Genomic DNA, 17,066 nt, shown 5'->3' with positions numbered 1-17,066 from the left:
CTGACAGTGAGATAACAATCCTGGAGCTTAATAAACCTTATAATAATTGGAGGAAGATATAATGGCAGCAATTGAAAAGAAACCGATTAAGATTACGGAAACAGTTCTGCGTGATGCGCATCAGTCCCTGATCGCAACAAGACTTACCACAGAACAGATGCTTCCGATCGTAGATAAAATGGACAAAGTCGGATACCATTCCGTAGAGTGCTGGGGCGGAGCTACATTTGATGCATCCCTTCGTTTCCTGCATGAAGATCCATGGTCAAGACTTCGTAAATTCCGTGACGGATTCAAGAACACCAAACTTCAGATGCTCTTCCGTGGACAGAACATCCTTGGATACCGTCCATACGCAGATGATGTAGTAGAATACTTCGTTAAAAAATCTGTTGCAAACGGAATCGATATCATTCGTATTTTTGACTGTCTGAATGACCTTAGAAACCTTCAGACAGCAGTAAAAGCAGCAAATTCTGAAAAAGCAGAAGCACAGATCGCACTTTCCTATACTCTTGGAGATGCTTACACCTTAGATTACTGGGTAGACATCGCTAAGAGAATCGAAGATATGGGTGCAAACTCTATCTGTATCAAAGATATGGCAGGACTTCTTCTTCCGTACAAGGCAACAGAGCTTGTCGGAGCATTAAAAGAAGCTGTTGATATCCCGATCCAGCTGCATACACATTACACATCAGGTGTTGCTTCAATGACATACTTAAAAGCAGTTGAAGCCGGTGTAGACGTGATCGATACCGCTATTTCACCGTTCGCACTTGGAACTTCTCAGCCGGCAACAGAAGTTATGGTTGAGACATTCAAGGGAACACCTTATGATACAGGATTTGACCAGAATCTTCTGGCTGAGATCGCTGATTACTTCCGTCCGATCCGTGACGAAGCACTTGACAGCGGACTTCTCAATCCGAAAAACCTTGGTGTTAACATCAAGACTCTTCTGTACCAGGTACCGGGTGGAATGCTTTCCAACCTTACTTCCCAGCTCAAAGAGCAGGGAGCAGAAGACAAGTTCTACGACGTACTTGAAGAAGTACCGAGAGTTCGTAAAGACCTTGGTGAACCACCGCTGGTTACTCCGTCATCACAGATCGTTGGTACACAGGCAGTATTCAATGTCCTGATGGGCGAACGCTACAAGATGGCAACAAAAGAGACGAAAGACATCCTGAGCGGAAAATACGGTGCAACTGTTAAACCGTTCAACCCGGATGTTGTTAAGAAAGTACTCGGAGACAATCCGGAAGTTATCACATGCCGTCCGGCAGACCTGATCCCGGATGAACTCGGAACTCTTGAAAAAGAGATGGAACAGTACAAAGAGCAGGATGAAGACGTACTCAGCTACGCACTCTTCCCGCAGGTAGCTACAGACTTCTTCAAATACCGCGAGGCACAGGAGAAGAAAGTAGATGCTACAATTGCAAAAGACGGAAGTTATCCGGTATAATAGCATATTAGTAAGAACAGCTTTTTGGCAACAAAAAGCTGTTCTTTTCATATAAAAAAAGGACAGGCATATAATTTATAATAAGAAATCAATAAAAAAGGAAATGGTTAAATGCTGTCTTGTTTTGAAGTAGAAAATTATGGAAATTTTATAGAAAAATTATCAATAGAATGGAATCAGGGGATTTCGTGCGTATTTGGAAAATGTGGAGCTGGAAAAACTACATTGTGTATGGCATTAAAAGATATTATTACTGAACAAGATTTGAAAAATCAATATATAGAAAATAATGGAAAGTTCAAATATATATTTTTAATAGAAGATATAGAAATTGAAATAGTATACGAGCGGAAAAAGAATGGGAGGATCTATTGTGGATGCATTAAAATAGAAAAAATGCTTTTTGAATTTATTTTAAAGAATGAAGTAAACGTGCCTATAGATATGATAAAAAAATCAGTTAAATATGCAAAAGTAAAAAATTTGAAAAGAGAAACAGAGATTTTAGAAAAATGTATGAATATGTTTCAACAAAAGGAATATGTTGTTGAAGTTACGAAAAATGACAAGTCTGTGGAATGGAACAAGGTGAGAAATGATTTAAAGAAAGAATATTTGAAAAGAAATAGTAAGAGAACGAAAATAAAAATTATTGATGATGTGGATGATAGCGAAATAGATAGAATAAAAAAAGAAGGTATAGATTCAGAGGTTCAGATTATAGTGTTTGCGAGAAGAAGCTGTTGGATAGATGAATGTATTGCACCATTGGATAATTACTATTACATAAACGGAGGAAAGATGATAAAAATGATAAATGGGATAGAAAAAGAAATAAAAACAGTGTACCAGCTAAAAAAACTTTTTTTAAAGGGAATTTATGATATATAACTGTAGTTTTTTTACGGATGAATATTGTAAATGCCTTTTTTTTGGTGTAATATGAAAAGACAGGAGGAAAGAAGGCAATGTTAAAAAAGTTTTGGCTGAAAAATTTTAAAAATTTTAAAGAGGACTTATTGCTTGATTTATCTAAAATAAATAATTATGGATTTAGTGATAAAGCAGTTCATAATAGGACGATAAAAACCGCACTCGTATATGGGGAAAATGCGAGCGGAAAAAGTAATCTGGGATATGCTTTATTCGATATTATTTTACACTTAACAGATAAAGAAAGAAATTTTGAATTCTATCGGTTATATGGGAATCTGGAAAAAGATGAGCCGACTGAGTTTTATTACGAATTTGAATTTGAAGAAGGAAATTTGAAATATTGGTATAAAAAAGAAAGTGCACAAAAGTTACTGGAAGAAAAGGTCTGGATCAATGGAGATATTTATCTGAGATATAATTATGAAACGCATGAAGGAGAGGTACTGCTGGCAGGGGCAGAGACATTGAATACAAATCTGACAGAGAAGAACATTTCGTTTGTAAAATATGTTTCTAATAATACAGTTTTGAAGAACACAGAAGAATGTATAGTATTTACTAAATTCATGAGATTTGTCGATCGGATGCTCTGGTTCAGTTCTTTGGAAAAAAATGATTATCAAGGATATTATAACGGCACTGAAAAAATTGCACAGGGAATAATCAAACGTAATAAGGTAAAAGATTTTCAGGAGTTCTTACACGAATTAGGTATAGAATATGAATTAGTAGCTAAAGAAATAGAAGGTGAACAACAATTGTTCTGTAAATTTGGTAAGCGAGAAGTGAATTTTTATAGTGTGGCTTCGCGAGGAACATGTTCATTGACATTGTTTTATTATTGGCTGATGCATTTGGAAAATGTATCACTTGTGTTTATTGATGAATTTGATGCATTTTATCATAATAATCTTGCAACAGCAGTTGTAAAAGAACTTTTGAAACTTCCTAAGACACAAAGTATACTGACAACACATAATACAGATATCATGAGTAATGATCTGCTTCGACCAGATTGTTATTTGCGTATCCAGAACGGAAAGATTAAATCATTCAGTGAAGCAACCAATAAGGAATTGAGAAAAGCACATAATTTGCAAAAGCTTTATAATGCGGGGGCATTTGATGATTAAAAAATACATAGCGATTATTTATGAGGGTGAACGGACAGAAAAGCAGCTTGTATGGAACTTGAATCAAATCTTTTTCTCGGAACAATGCGAGCTTGTGCCGATTACGTTTCCGGCAGGAGAAAATATTTACATGTTGTGGAAACAATTAAAGAAGGACGAGTTTGAGACCGATGTAATTGAAGTACTAAGGGAGTCGAATAAAGAGGCGAAAAAAGTACTGGAAGGTTTTGAACGAAATGATTTTATGGAAATATATTTGTTTTTTGATTATGATGGCCATAATAATAATCTGAAAGCGAAAGAAAAAGATGTAGATATTCTGGAAGAAATGTTAAATACATTTAATGAAGAGACAGATTTGGGAAAGCTGTATATTAATTATCCAATGGTGGAGTCGTTAAGGGATCAATACGCATTTGAAGAAGAAAAATGTTATCGCAGATGTATGCTTGATATTGATGATATCAAAAAATATAAGAAAACAGTTCATGAAATCAAAAAATATCAGGATTTCAGACATTTATCGAAAAATGACTGGTATGATTTATGCCGAAACAGTTTACGCAAACTAAACTGTATTATAAAAGGAAGATATGAATTGCCTGAAAGAAATGATTTATTTAATGAGCTGACTCAGGACAGATTATATGATTTTCAAAAGACTAAATTTATAAAAAATGGAAAAATAGGAATTATCAATAGTTTTCCATTGTTTATATATGAATATTTTAGAGAGTCTATATGGGAAGCTTAACAGGGGACGAGGAATCGTCCCTTGTCAAATGATACTGGAGGCAAATTGTGAGCACAAAAAATGAGTTACTGATTAGAATTGATGAGAGATATCCGAAGTTCAGCAAGGGACAGAAGCGGCTTGCGGATTACATCAAAGAAAATTATGATAAAGCAGCCTTCCTGACGGCTGCAAAGATGGGAGAGGCAGTCGGTGTCAGCGAATCAACGGTTGTCCGTTTCGCAACACAGCTTGGATATAAAGGCTATCCCGAATTCCAGAAAGCACTGGGAGAACTGGTGCGTACCAAGCTGAATTCTATCCAGCGTATGGAAGTGACCTACGGACGGATCGACCGGAGCGAGATCCTGGCGACGGTTCTGCAGTCTGATATCGAGAAGATCAAGCAGACATTGGAATCCGTGGACAATCATGCATTTGAACTGGCGGTGGATACGATCCTTGCGGCAAAAAAGGTTTATGTGATCGGAATCCGAAGCTGTGCACCGCTGGCAAAATTCCTGACTTTCTATCTGAATCTGATCTGTGAGGATGTGGTAGAGGTCGATACCAACAGTTCCAGCGAGATTTTTGAGCAGCTGATCCGGATCGGGGAAGAAGATGTGATCATCGGGATCAGTTTTCCGCGATATTCCATGCGTACATTAAAAGCACTGGAATTTGCCAGCAACCGGAAAGCAAAGGTAATAACCTTGACCGACAGTGTGAATTCACCGATGAATCTTTATTCCTCCTGCAATCTGATCGCCAAGAGTGATATGGCATCTATCGTAGATTCCCTGGTTGCACCGCTCAGTGTGATCAATGCACTGGTGGTTGCACTCTGCATGAAGAAGCAGGATGATGTCATCGAGACGCTGGAGACACTGGAGGACATCTGGGACGAATATCAGGTTTATTCCAGAGATGAGCTGGAGCCTGTAGAAGATGAGGTAAGGATCAAATGAGTAAAGTACTGATCGTAGGGGGCGGAGCTGCCGGTATGTTCGCATCGATCTTTGCGGCGAAAAATGGCAATGAAGTCCACGTATTTGAAAAAAATGAAAAACTTGGAAAGAAGCTTTTTATCACGGGAAAAGGCAGATGCAATGTCACCAATGCCTGTGATGTAGAGGAGCTTTTCCAAAATATGGTATCCAATGAGAAATTCATGTACAGCAGTTTTTACGGATTTACCAACCAGGATGTGATGGATTTCTTTGAAAATGCAGGATTGCGTTTGAAGACAGAGCGTGGTAATCGTGTATTTCCGCAGTCGGATCATTCTTCGGATGTTATCCGCACACTGGAGTTGGAAATGAAGCGAAATGGAGTACACATCCATCTTTATTCCAATGTAGAAAAGGTTGTGGCAGAGGATGGAAGATTTTCCTATCTTGTTATGGCAGATGGAAGCAAAGAAGAAGGGGATGCCTGCATTATCGCAACCGGTGGTGTCAGCTATCAGACAACAGGTTCCACCGGAGATGGCTATCGCTTTGCAGAAGCGATGGGACACAAGATCACCGAACCTGCACCTTCCCTGGTTCCGATGAATGTCAGAGAAGAGTACATTCCGGCACTGATGGGGCTTTCCCTCCGGAATGTCCAGGCAACGGTCTATGACGGAAAGAAAGAGCTGTACAGTGATTTCGGAGAAATGTTATTCACCCACTTTGGAGTAAGCGGACCACTGATCATCAGTTCGAGTGCCTATGTAGGTAAAATCCTGCAGAAAAAGCATGAGTTAAAGCTGGTCATCGACCTGAAGCCGGCACTTTCCGAAGAGCAGCTGGATGCGAGAGTGCTGCGGGAATTTGATGCAAACCATAATAAACAGTTTAAAAATGCAGTTACCGGACTGTTTCCGGCAAAATTACTTCCGGTCATGATCCACTTAAGCGGCATTGATCCGGAAAAGAAGGTCAATGTGATCACAAAAGAAGAGCGGATGAATTTCGTCCATCTGATCAAGCATTTTACTGTGACATTGACCGGGCTTCGGGATTTCAAAGAGGCAATTATTACACGGGGCGGCGTAAAAGTCAAAGAAGTCAATCCGACTACGATGGAGTCCAAGCTGGTACAGGGACTGTATTTTGCAGGGGAAGTGCTGGATCTGGATGCACTGACTGGTGGATTCAATCTGCAGATCGCGTGGTCGACTGCATATGCGGCAGGAAGTAATATCTGGTAGTTTTTGGATTATAGATATCGCACAGCAATCCAGAGATGGCGTAAACAGGAAATGATCCGGATGGAAGGTGAGAAAAGCTGAGGATGAGAATATCAGCGGAAAGCCGGAAAAGGAACTGTCAGATCTGGACAGGAACAGAAAATGTGAGTGAAACAGGGAGGATATAAAATGGGATATAATATCGCAATTGACGGACCGGCAGGTGCCGGAAAGAGCACGATCGCAAAACTGGTTGCAAAGGAACTGGGATTCATCTATGTAGATACCGGGGCAATGTACCGCGGACTTGCCGTGCATTTCTTGAAAAAAGGGATCGTACCGGGAGAAGTAGAGAAGATCGAGGCAGCATGCGAGGATGCAAAGGTAGAGCTTGGTTATGAAAATGGTGTGCAGCAGGTCTATTTGAATGGAGAAAACATCACTTCACAGCTTCGTGAGGAAACGGTTGGAAATATGGCATCCGTAAGCTCGGCAGTACCGGCAGTCCGTGCAAAGCTTCTGGATCTGCAGAGGAATCTTGCAAAAGAAAAAGATGTCGTTATGGATGGAAGAGATATCGGAACCAATGTACTTCCGAATGCGGACGTTAAAGTGTATCTGACTGCAAGTGTAGAATGCCGCGCAATGCGCCGGTTCAAAGAACTGGAAGGAAAAGGAGAAGCCTGTGATTTTGAACAGATCAGGCAGGATATCCAGGAAAGAGACGAGCGCGATATGACAAGAGAGATCGCACCGCTTAAGCAGGCTGAAGATGCAACGCTGATCGACAGCTCTGAGATGGGAATTGACGATGTGGTGAAAGCAATTATTGCACTGACAAAGTAGAAAATCTGTCAGAAATCAGATTGCAGCAGCAAAAAAAGGTGATTATTGTATGGAAAGGGTAAAAATCTATAATTGAAAATACAATAATCGATAAATAATTAAAAAGTCATTAGTTTTTAGGAAAAAAGTACACAAAACTAATGACTTTTTTGTGCGAAAAGTCGATAAAATGTCAAAAAAGAGAATTGTACATGGAGATTGCTTTACCTTTTATACGAAATATGTTATAAATGTTAGAGAAAACGAATTACGAAAGTAATGTTTAAGAGGGTCGGGTTTAATTATGTACAGAAAGAAAATTTCCAGTTGGTTAAAACACTGGGATTTTATTTTGTTAGATTTAATATTGTTGGAAATATCTTATTTACTTGCTCAGTGGTTACGTCATGGGACTGCATATTACAGGGAAGCACCGCTTTATCGGAATGTATTTTTTGCAATTGCGGCGATCGATCTGGTTGTTGGCCTGACGATGGGAAGCTACAGAGGAATCTTGAGGAGAGGATACTGGTTGGAGGCTAAGGCAGTCGCAAAGCACGCGATCATCGTGACCGTGTGTGTGATTGTCTATTTGTTTGCAATGAAAGAGTCGAGCAATTACTCACGAGTTGTCACATTTGCATTCCCAATCATATCGATCTGCGTATTATATATAGGAAGGATTTTGTTGAAAAAATGGCTTTCCAAGCACAGAGGCCCTGCATCAGGGAAAAGAGCGATCCTTCTGGTCGGTGGAAAAAAGAATTATAGAGAAATTGTGGAGGCATTTACCGGCAATCCCTACAGTGAGTTTCATGTAATGGGAATTGGAATTATTGATGCAAAAAAAAATGAAATTCCAAATTATCATGGATTCCCGGTATTTTGTGGAGAGAGTGCGATTGAAGATTTTGCGCAGTTGAACTGGGTGGATGAAGCACTTTTCAGCATTCCGACAGAGCTTGCGCTTCCGGATAAACTGATCAGAAATTTCGGTATCATGGGAATTACTGTACATATCAAGCTGGCAAGAGTTGCGGATGATTCTTCCAACCAGATTGTGGAAAAGCTGGAAGGATATACGGTGCTTTCGACCAGCATCAATATGGTAAGCACCGGTCAGTTGATCTTCAAAAGGACGATGGATATCTGCGGAGGACTGGTTGGAATGCTACTGACAGGTATCATTTTTATCTTTGTAGCACCAATCATTTATATTAAGTCACCGGGACCGATCTTCTTCAAACAGGTGCGAATCGGTAAAAATGGTAAGAAGTTCAACATTTACAAATTCCGAAGTATGTATATGGATGCGGAAGAGCGGAAGAAAGAGTTGATGGCACAGAACGATATCAAAGATGGTATGATGTTCAAGATGGATAATGATCCACGTATTATCAAAGGAATCGGAAATTTCATTCGGGATTATTCTCTGGATGAATTCCCACAGTTCTGGAATGTGCTCAAAGGTGATATGAGCCTTGTGGGAACCAGACCGCCTACAGTAGATGAGTGGGAAAAATATGAGATGCATCACCGCTCCAGACTGGCATTCAAGCCGGGACTTACCGGTATGTGGCAGGTCAGCGGAAGAAGTAATATCACAGACTTTGAAGAAGTCGTAAGACTGGATACCGAGTATATTAAAAAATGGAGTCCGGGGTTGGATATTAAGATTCTGTTTAAGACCGTGGCTGTTGTGCTGGGGAAGGTTGGATCGAAGTAGGATTGTTGTAAAAGGTCAATAAAAAGCATACGAAATGCTGAAAAGGCTACTTCTTTTAAGTATGTAGAGTGCAGAAATGTCTACTCAACAAAAGTACATAGATATAAAGGAGCAGAGGGAACAATATTGGTTGGAGAACATTATGAAAGATAAATTTGCAGTGTCCATGTTCGGACAAAAAAGACTGTCCCGTGAGGGCGGGATAGAGATTGTTGTAAAAGAACTGTGCACCAGAATGGCACGAGATGGATGTCGGGTTACCTGTTACAACAGATCTGGTCATCACGTGAGTGGTGCAGAGTATGACAATAAAATTGAATATGATGGAATCCGACAGAAATTTGTTCCAACTATTGAAGGAAAAGGTCTTGCAGCGGTGAGTTCCTCTTTCTTTGCGGCTCTGTACAGTGCTTTTGGAAAATATGATGTGGTACATATCCATGCAGAAGGTCCAGCTTTTTTCTCATGGCTTCCAAAGATGTTTGGAAAGAGGGTTGTGGTTACCATTCATGGTATAGACTGGCAACGGGAAAAATGGAAGTCAGGATTTGGCTCTAAATTCATCCGTCAGGGTGAAAAGAATGCTGTAAAGTATGCGGATGAAATTATCGTACTAAGCAAAGGTGTTCAGGACTACTTTAAAGATACCTATGGTAGGGAGACACATTTCGTTCCGAATGGAGTGAACAGACCAGAAACCCGAGAAGCTGGTTTAATAACAGAAAAATTTGGACTGACGAAAGATTCCTATATATTATTTCTTGGTCGACTGGTACCGGAAAAAGGTATCCGGTATTTGGTTGAAGCGTTCAAGGATGTCAAAACAGATAAAAAGCTGGTCATCGCAGGCGGTTCCAGTGATACAGATTCCTTTATGAAGGAATTGAAAGAACTGGCGAAGGGTGACGATCGGATTCTCTTTACCGGATTTGTGCAGGGAGCGATGCTGGATGAATTATACAGCAACGCTTACATCTATACGCTGCCGTCTGATCTGGAAGGAATGCCATTAAGTCTTCTGGAAGCCATGAGTTATGGAAATGCTTGTCTGGTATCTGATATACCGGAATGTACCGAGGTGGTAGAAGATAAAGCAATCATATTCCGAAAATCCAATATCAAGGACCTGACAGAAAAACTGCAGGACGCATGCGATGATATTCGGAAGGTAGGAAAGTTAAAAGAACAGGCAGCCGACTTTATCTGTGCAAAATACAACTGGGATGAAGTAGTGGATAAAACACTTGCATTGTATGGGGAGAAGAGCCGATGAGAGTATTAATAATAAATAATCTCCTCTAACCGAACGCAGGTGGTGAGATGTACATAGTGAAAATGCAGGGAAAATAGCGTATTTACGGCACTTTTCAAGAGAAGCTTGGAGCTGCGAGTGTGGTTTTTATCTCGCTACCTAGGTTCGGCAACAGCAGATGATTTTATCATAAGAACTTTCAGTATCACTACCTGCGTTTGTATGGAGCACTCTGGTTTATGAACAATACATTGGAAGTGCTTCATCTGAACAGAGGTAGTGAAATAGAACATAGAATAAGGAGAAATTTAACGTGAGGACGCTGATTTTGAATAAATTTCTGCACCGAAACGGCGGCAGCGAGACGTATATATTCAAATTGGGTGAGGCACTGGAGCAGCATGGACACGAGGTTCAGTACTTCGGAATGGAGCACGAAGGCCGCTGCGTAGGCAACCGGGTCAATGCTTATACATCTGATATGGACTTTCACGGTGGCAGCAAACTGAGCAAGCTGACCTACCCCATCAAGACCATCTACAGCAAGGAAGCGCGGGTGCAGCTGAGAAAAGTTCTGGACGACTTCAAGCCGGATGTCTGTCACCTGAACAACTTCAACTACCAGCTGACACCTTCCATCATTCTGGAAATCGTGAAGTGGCGCAAGGAGACCGGAAGGGATTGTAAGATTATCTTCACGGCACATGACTACCAGCTGGTTTGTCCGAACCATCAATTAAAGAACCCTATTACACATGAAAATTGTGAGAAGTGCCTCGGTGGTCATTTCATGAATTGCGTAAAGGGAAAATGTGTTCACGGATCTACTGCAAAGTCTATTGTGGGCATGATGGAGGCGGAATTCTGGAAATGGAACGGAGCATACAAGTACATTGACAAGATTATTTGCTGCTCGGAATTCTTGAAAACCAAGATGGACACGAATCCGTTGTTTGCAACTAAGACAATCGCAATGCACAACTTTGTGGAGAAGGTAGAGCCTAAAGAGGTTGAAAAGAAAGATTATGTCCTTTACTTCGGCCGCTTCTCTGAAGAGAAGGGAATCAACACACTTGTTGAGACCTGCAATCTGTTGCCAGATATTCAGTTTATTTTTGCTGGTTCTGGCCCATTGGAAGACAAGGTCAATCAGCTGAAAAATGTTAAGAATGTTGGTTTCCAGACTGGCGATGCATTGGACAAACTGATTCGGGAAGCAAAGTTCTCTATTTGCCCTTCGGAAGTCTATGAAAACTGCCCGTTCTCTGTTATGGAGAGTCAGCAACGCGGAACTCCTGTCATCGGCGCAAATATCGGTGGCATTCCTGAGTTGATTACAGATGGTGTGGATGGACGACTGTTCACAAGCCGGGATTCCAAGCAACTGGCATCTATTATCAAGGAGCTTTGGAATGATCCGGCAGAAACCGATAAGTACGCAAAGGCGTGCCTTAACCTTGAGAGAGATGATCTTGAAGCTTACTGTAACAAGCTCATCCCGATTTATCTGGGGGGGGGTAATCCTCTGTAAGTATCAGCGGATGGACTATGCGCTGTACTTCGGTCGTTTCTCCGAGGAGAAGGGTATCGGCACACTTATCAAGGTCTGCAAGGAACTTCCAGATGTACAGTTCATCTTCGCCGGCACTGGCCCGCTGGAAGAGACAGTAAATGGTATTAAGAACATCAAAAACGTTGGTTTCCAGAAAGGCGAGGCACTGGAAAAGCTCATCTGTGAGGCACGGTTCTCAATCTACCCGTCTGAGTGGTATGAGAACTGCCCGTTCTCCGTGATGGAGTCCCAGATGTACGGCACGCCGGTACTGGGAGCGAACATTGGTGGTATTCCGGAGCTGATTCAGGTTGGCAAGACCGGTGAGCTGTTTGAAAGCGGCAATGCCGAAGATCTGAAGAAGAAGATCGAGAAGCTCTGGGGTGATGAGAAGATGTGTGAGCAGTATAGCAAGAACTGCAAGGACATCAGCTTCGATACCATTGATGAGTATTACGAGAAAATTATGAAGGTTTATAGATAAAAAGAGAGATAGAGGTATTAGAAAAATGGCTAACAATAGCGAAAAGAAACTGAATGGTACGGTCATTGTCACTTACCGTTGCAACGCTCGTTGCTCCATGTGCAACCGTTATAAAGCGCCTTCCAAGCCGGAAGAGGAAATCAGCATTGAAACCATCAAGAAGCTGCCGAAGATGTACTTCACCAATATCACCGGTGGCGAGCCGTTCATCCGTACTGACCTGAAAGATATCGTGCGTGAGCTGTATAAGAAGTCTGACCGTATCGTTATTTCCACGAACGGCTTCTTCACCGATCGTATTGTTGACCTGTGCAAAGAGTTCCCGCAGATCGGTATCCGTATCTCTATCGAGGGTCTGGAGCAGACCAACAATGAGATTCGTGGCCTGCAGAATGGCTACCAGCGTGGTTACGGTACGCTGAAGAAGCTGCGTGAGATGGGCATGAAGGACGTTGGTTTCGGCATGACTGTTCAGGACAAGAACGCTCCTGACTTGGTTCCTCTGTACAAGATTTCCGATGAGATGGGCATGGAGTTTGCAACTGCTTCTCTGCACAACAGCTTCTACTTCGTTGAGGCAAAGAACATCATCCATGACCGTCCGATGGTTGCGAAGAACTTCGAGAATCTGGTCAATGAACTGCTCCGCAGCAATAGCCCGAAGAAGTGGTTCCGTGCGTACTTTAACCACGGCCTGATCAACTACATCTATGGTCAGAAGCGTCTGCTGCCTTGCGACATGAGTTTCGATACTTTCTTTATCGACCCGTATGGCGATGTTATGCCTTGCAACGGTACCAAGGACAAAGAGGTTATGGGTAACCTGAACAACCAGACTTGGGATGAGCTGTGGAACAGCCCGGAGGCCGAGAAGGTTCGTGCAAAGGTTCGCTGCTGCGACCGTGACTGCTGGATGATTGGTAGTGTAAGTCCTGCTATGCACAAGTACATTTGGAAGCCCGCTACATGGGTTCTGGTTCACAAGTTTAAGGCTCTGTTTACCAAGCATCCGTACAGCATGTACGAGTTGAAGATTTGCCGTGATTACCGTGATGGCAAAGTCACCAAAGAGGATCTGGATAAGTGCAGCACCTGCGATATGAACTGTGTGATCAACAACGGTCTGAGTGAAGCCTCCAAGGAGCAGCTGAAGCATAAGACCGGCGAGGAAATCGTGGATGCTGATATTGCACAGCAGATGGAGACGAAGTAATGAGTGAAAAGACAGCGGTAAGAACAAGAGAAAAATGGGTCGATGATGTAAAAGTCATGGCCTGTATATTGGTTGTGCTGGGCCATTTCTTCCAAAGCATGACGAAGGCGAATATTCTGGCTGAAAATGATTTGTATGAGTGGTTCAACACAACAATTTACTACTTCCATGTGCCGTTGTTCTTCATTTGTAGCGGATACCTGTATCAGAACTACAGCAAGGTAAATAGTGTGGGTAGTTGGTGCAAGAATATGGCGAAAAAGGCATTAGCACTGGGCGTACCTTATGCCACTTTTACGACTGCTACCTGGGTGCTGAAAAAGGTGTTCTCAAGTAGTGTTAACGACCAGATTGGCGGTCTTTGTGATACACTGCTTCTTCACCCGACTGCTCCGTATTGGTATCTATACGCATTGTTCTTTATCTTTTTGGTTACACCGACTTTTAGCAGTGTGAAAGCGACTGTGGTAGGACTAATAGTTGCATTGGCTGCAAAAGCCCTGATTTTAACTGGGGGGGGTACAGCGTTTACGCTGTATCGACAGTTCTTTCAAACGAAATCTGGTTTGTGCTCGGTATGAGCATTTATACATTTAATGTACAGTTGAAGGGTAGAAAAGTACAAGGAACGATATTAGGGTTGCTGTTTGTGATTCTGAGTGTTGTAGTATATGCAGCGGGAATCAGCGGCGGTGCAATCTCTTTTATAATGGGGTTATTGGCTTGCGTAGCTGTTATCTTGATGGTGACAGATTTTGAGGAAAAGCTCGGTAGAGGTATGGATTTTCTTGCAAAATACACAATGCCGATTTTTCTGATGCATACACTGTTTGCAGCATCACTGAGATCTGTTCTACTGAAGGTTGGCGTTACGAATGCTGTGGCACATGTGGTACTGGGACTTGGAATCAGCTTTGCAGGTCCGATTATAGCTACATGGATTATGAAAAAGACGAAGTGGCTGGAGTTCTTCTTGTATCCGAATAAAGTGTGTTTGAGGAATAAATGATGAGTACATATATGTTGTTTAACATGCCTCCGTGGTCTGGATGGCAATTTTTACATGATACAGAATATGAAATTTCAAAAATTGAATTTGTATACCAGAAAAAGCATTTGCAGTCCATTAAAGAACTGATACAGGCTTGTAATGACTGCATAAAGAGGTCTGATGAAAATGATACCATTGTATGCGCATATGATTTGATGGGGGTTTTGTGTTGGTGGCTTTGCAAACTGCAAAATAAAAAGAGGAAGATTATCGCAATTAATATTCTATTGAAAACAAAAAATACATTAAAAAACAGGATCCTTAAACAGTTATATCGTACTGCATTAAAATCGAAAAGTTTCTATGCGACCGTTACTTCTACAGAATACGGGCAGTGGATCAACCGGCAGCTTGGAATTTCTACTAGGTATACATTACTTCATGATACATACAGGGGGGGGGTATACCGAATGCACAGGATTAGAAGTGCGGCATAATAGCGTTTTTTGTGGTGGACGAAACGGAAGAGATTGGAATCTTTTGACTCAAATTGCAGAAAGAATGCCAGATACAATTTTTAATTTCGCAATGCCACAGCAATGTTTTGAAGAGTATAAGACATGTTTTGGAAAAAATGTAAATGCAAAATTTGATATCCCAGAAAGTGAATTTGCGAAACTTATGCTTGAGTCAGAATTAATGGTAATGCCACTTAATACGGAAGCTCCAGCAGGATTAATTGTATTATTTCACGCAGCAGGGAATAACAAATTAGTTATCACATCGAACACCGTAACAACGAGAGAGTATTTCGGAGGAAATAAAGGTGTACTGTGTGGTAACAGTATAGATGAATGGGTCAAACAGATTAAATACTGGCAAGAACATCCTGATAAGGCAGCAGAGAATGCAAATAGATGTAGATTTTTTTTGGAAAATGAATGCTCTGAAAGAAATTATGCAGAAACGTTGCTGCGAGTGATACAGAAGGTTAACGAGGAGACTAAAGATGATTAAAAACTTCGTAAAACATTTTCTGGGAAGTATTAGGTGTCATTTGAACGGTATAGAGTGTTCCCGGGGGGTATACATTGGTAAAAATGTCCGTGTGGTAAATGGTAAAAATGTTACACTGGGGAAAAATGTTTCCATCCGTCCGGATTGCGACCTATTTGCAGGAACCAAGATGTTCATTGGAGATTACTGCGATTTAGGAACTCGGAATAGATTTACAGGAAATATTATAATAGAAAATTCGGTTTTAATAGGACCAGATAATTATATAGCATCCGTAGATCACTGCTATGAAGATATATCTAAACCAGTTATGAATCAAGGTGTTTACTCTCCACACAACAATGGGCATCAAGAGTTAAGGATTGGAGAAGGAAGCTGGATTGGAACACATGTCTCAATAGTGGGTGATGTCCATATCGGCAAGCATTGCGTTATAGCAGCAAACACTGTTGTGACACGAGATGTGCCGGATTATTGCGTTGTGGCAGGTGTTCCTGCAAGAATGATAAAAAAATACAACATAGAAACAAAAGAGTGGGAGAAATTGAAATGATTATTACAAAAACACCGTTTCGTATGTCTTTTTTTGGTGGTGGAACGGATATGGAGAGCTTTTTTAAAGAATATGGTGGTGCAGTGTTATCAACAACATTTGATAAGTACTGTTATGTTAATGTACGCCATTTGCCTCGTTTTTTTGATTATTCAACAGAGCTTTCTTATTCTAAGACAGAACGTGTAACAAGTATTGATGATATACAGCATCCAGCAATCCGAAATGCGATGAAAATGCTTGATATGCATGAGATTCGACTAACATATGAAGCAGATCTTCCTGCAAGATCAGGTCTTGGAACATCGAGCTCATTTGCGGTCGGAATGCTGAATGCTTTTTATGCTTTGAAGGGCAAGTATGCTGACAAGAAGAAGTTGGCAGATGAAGCTATTTATTTGGAGCGTAATCTTTGCCAAGAAGCTGGTGGATGGCAAGACCAAATAGCCGCTTCTTTTGGTGGATTTAACCGTATCAATTTTAACGCAGATGGGTATGAGGTTTTACCGGTTATTATTTCGCCAGAGAGAAAGAAGCAGCTCAATCAAAACCTAATGATGTTCTTTACTGGGTTTACCCGTTTTTCTTCAGATGTGCAGAAAGCAAATGCAGCAAGTAAACAGGATAAGACTGCACAACTGAAAGAAATGTTAGCATTGGTTGATGACGCAGAGCATGTTCTGACAGATAAGAATGCGGATCTTGATGATTTTGGTAGAATGCTGGACCATACATGGAAGCTTAAACGCCAGACTGGCTCGGCGGTTTCCACGAACAGCATTGATGAACTCTATGAAAAAGGCATGGCTGCCGGAGCACTGGGAGGAAAGTTGCTGGGCGCAGGCGGCGGTGGATTCTTGGTATTCTATGTGCAGCCAGAGCGGCAGGATTCAGTTCGCTGGGCAATGCGCGATTTGATGCATATTCCGTTTGAATTTGAGGATGGCGGAACAAGAGTCATTCATTATACGCCAGAAGCGTATGAGCCGAATGTATGATGGAAA

At 41.4% G+C, this 17,066-nt stretch carries 17 protein-coding genes and 1 pseudogene; all 18 read left to right on the top strand.

The window, feature by feature from the left end:
* The first annotated feature begins 61 nt into the window (after positions 1-61).
* The 18 genes and pseudogenes from PGW42_RS01285 to PGW42_RS01200 all read left to right on the top strand — a co-directional run bounded on the left by PGW42_RS01285 (position 62) and on the right by PGW42_RS01200 (position 17,060).
* The gene (locus PGW42_RS01285; protein WP_117823807.1) at positions 62-1,471 is read left to right on the top strand and encodes an oxaloacetate decarboxylase subunit alpha; all 1,410 of its coding nucleotides are present in this window, start codon (positions 62-64) and stop codon (positions 1,469-1,471) included.
* 111 nt (positions 1,472-1,582) lie between these two features.
* Positions 1,583-2,362 (top strand): hypothetical protein, encoded by a 780-nt coding sequence (locus PGW42_RS01280; RefSeq protein ID WP_270203477.1) that lies wholly within the window; start codon positions 1,583-1,585, stop codon positions 2,360-2,362.
* Between the two features lie 77 nt (positions 2,363-2,439).
* A complete protein-coding gene (locus PGW42_RS01275) occupies positions 2,440-3,540 on the top strand; it encodes an AAA family ATPase (RefSeq protein WP_118217742.1) in 1,101 nt (366 codons plus the stop codon).
* Entirely contained in the window at positions 3,533-4,294 is a 762-nt protein-coding gene (locus tag PGW42_RS01270; protein WP_118217743.1) for a hypothetical protein, read from the top strand. The genes PGW42_RS01275 and PGW42_RS01270 overlap by 8 nt, the downstream gene beginning before the upstream one ends.
* A 47-nt stretch (positions 4,295-4,341) precedes the next feature.
* Positions 4,342-5,241 (top strand): MurR/RpiR family transcriptional regulator, encoded by a 900-nt coding sequence (locus tag PGW42_RS01265; protein ID WP_008369203.1) that lies wholly within the window; start codon positions 4,342-4,344, stop codon positions 5,239-5,241.
* Complete coding sequence (locus PGW42_RS01260) at positions 5,238-6,470, top strand: NAD(P)/FAD-dependent oxidoreductase (RefSeq protein WP_270203476.1); 1,233 nt, start codon at positions 5,238-5,240, stop codon at positions 6,468-6,470. Before PGW42_RS01265 ends, PGW42_RS01260 begins: the two co-directional genes overlap by 4 nt.
* 168 nt (positions 6,471-6,638) lie before the next feature.
* Entirely contained in the window at positions 6,639-7,295 is a 657-nt protein-coding gene (gene cmk, locus PGW42_RS01255; RefSeq protein WP_270203475.1) for a (d)CMP kinase, read from the top strand.
* 283 nt (positions 7,296-7,578) lie between these two features.
* The gene (locus tag PGW42_RS01250) at positions 7,579-9,000 is read left to right on the top strand and encodes a sugar transferase (RefSeq protein WP_270203474.1); all 1,422 of its coding nucleotides are present in this window, start codon (positions 7,579-7,581) and stop codon (positions 8,998-9,000) included.
* A 142-nt stretch (positions 9,001-9,142) separates the two neighbouring features.
* Entirely contained in the window at positions 9,143-10,273 is a 1,131-nt protein-coding gene (locus tag PGW42_RS01245; RefSeq protein ID WP_270203473.1) for a glycosyltransferase family 4 protein, read from the top strand.
* A 292-nt stretch (positions 10,274-10,565) separates the two neighbouring features.
* On the top strand, positions 10,566-11,783 hold the full coding sequence (locus tag PGW42_RS01240; RefSeq protein WP_270235099.1) for a glycosyltransferase: 1,218 nt from the start codon (positions 10,566-10,568) through the stop codon (positions 11,781-11,783).
* A gap of 4 nt (positions 11,784-11,787) precedes the next feature.
* Positions 11,788-12,288: pseudogene (locus tag PGW42_RS01235) on the top strand (glycosyltransferase); the annotation flags it as partial.
* 25 nt (positions 12,289-12,313) lie between these two features.
* A complete protein-coding gene (locus tag PGW42_RS01230) occupies positions 12,314-13,501 on the top strand; it encodes a radical SAM protein (RefSeq protein ID WP_270203471.1) in 1,188 nt (395 codons plus the stop codon).
* Complete coding sequence (locus PGW42_RS01225) at positions 13,501-14,082, top strand: acyltransferase family protein (protein WP_270235098.1); 582 nt, start codon at positions 13,501-13,503, stop codon at positions 14,080-14,082. The genes PGW42_RS01230 and PGW42_RS01225 overlap by 1 nt, the downstream gene beginning before the upstream one ends.
* Positions 14,079-14,510: a hypothetical protein gene (locus PGW42_RS01220; protein WP_270235097.1), complete on the top strand. Its 432-nt coding sequence runs from the start codon at positions 14,079-14,081 to the stop codon at positions 14,508-14,510. Before PGW42_RS01225 ends, PGW42_RS01220 begins: the two co-directional genes overlap by 4 nt.
* The gene (locus PGW42_RS01215) at positions 14,507-14,989 is read left to right on the top strand and encodes a hypothetical protein (RefSeq protein WP_270203469.1); all 483 of its coding nucleotides are present in this window, start codon (positions 14,507-14,509) and stop codon (positions 14,987-14,989) included. Before PGW42_RS01220 ends, PGW42_RS01215 begins: the two co-directional genes overlap by 4 nt.
* A 43-nt stretch (positions 14,990-15,032) precedes the next feature.
* Positions 15,033-15,509: a glycosyltransferase gene (locus PGW42_RS01210; RefSeq protein ID WP_270203468.1), complete on the top strand. Its 477-nt coding sequence runs from the start codon at positions 15,033-15,035 to the stop codon at positions 15,507-15,509.
* A complete protein-coding gene (locus PGW42_RS01205; protein ID WP_270203467.1) occupies positions 15,502-16,062 on the top strand; it encodes an acyltransferase in 561 nt (186 codons plus the stop codon). The genes PGW42_RS01210 and PGW42_RS01205 overlap by 8 nt, the downstream gene beginning before the upstream one ends.
* Entirely contained in the window at positions 16,059-17,060 is a 1,002-nt protein-coding gene (locus PGW42_RS01200; RefSeq protein WP_270203466.1) for a GHMP family kinase ATP-binding protein, read from the top strand. The genes PGW42_RS01205 and PGW42_RS01200 overlap by 4 nt, the downstream gene beginning before the upstream one ends.
* Positions 17,061-17,066: the final 6 nt, after the last annotated feature.

This window comes from Coprococcus sp. TM115-187 (genome assembly GCF_027679115.1).
Classification (GTDB): domain Bacteria; phylum Bacillota; class Clostridia; order Lachnospirales; family Lachnospiraceae; genus Allocoprococcus; species Allocoprococcus comes.
The sequence above is the reverse complement of the archived record's forward strand: the minus strand, read 5'-3'. Positions and strand labels throughout refer to the sequence as shown.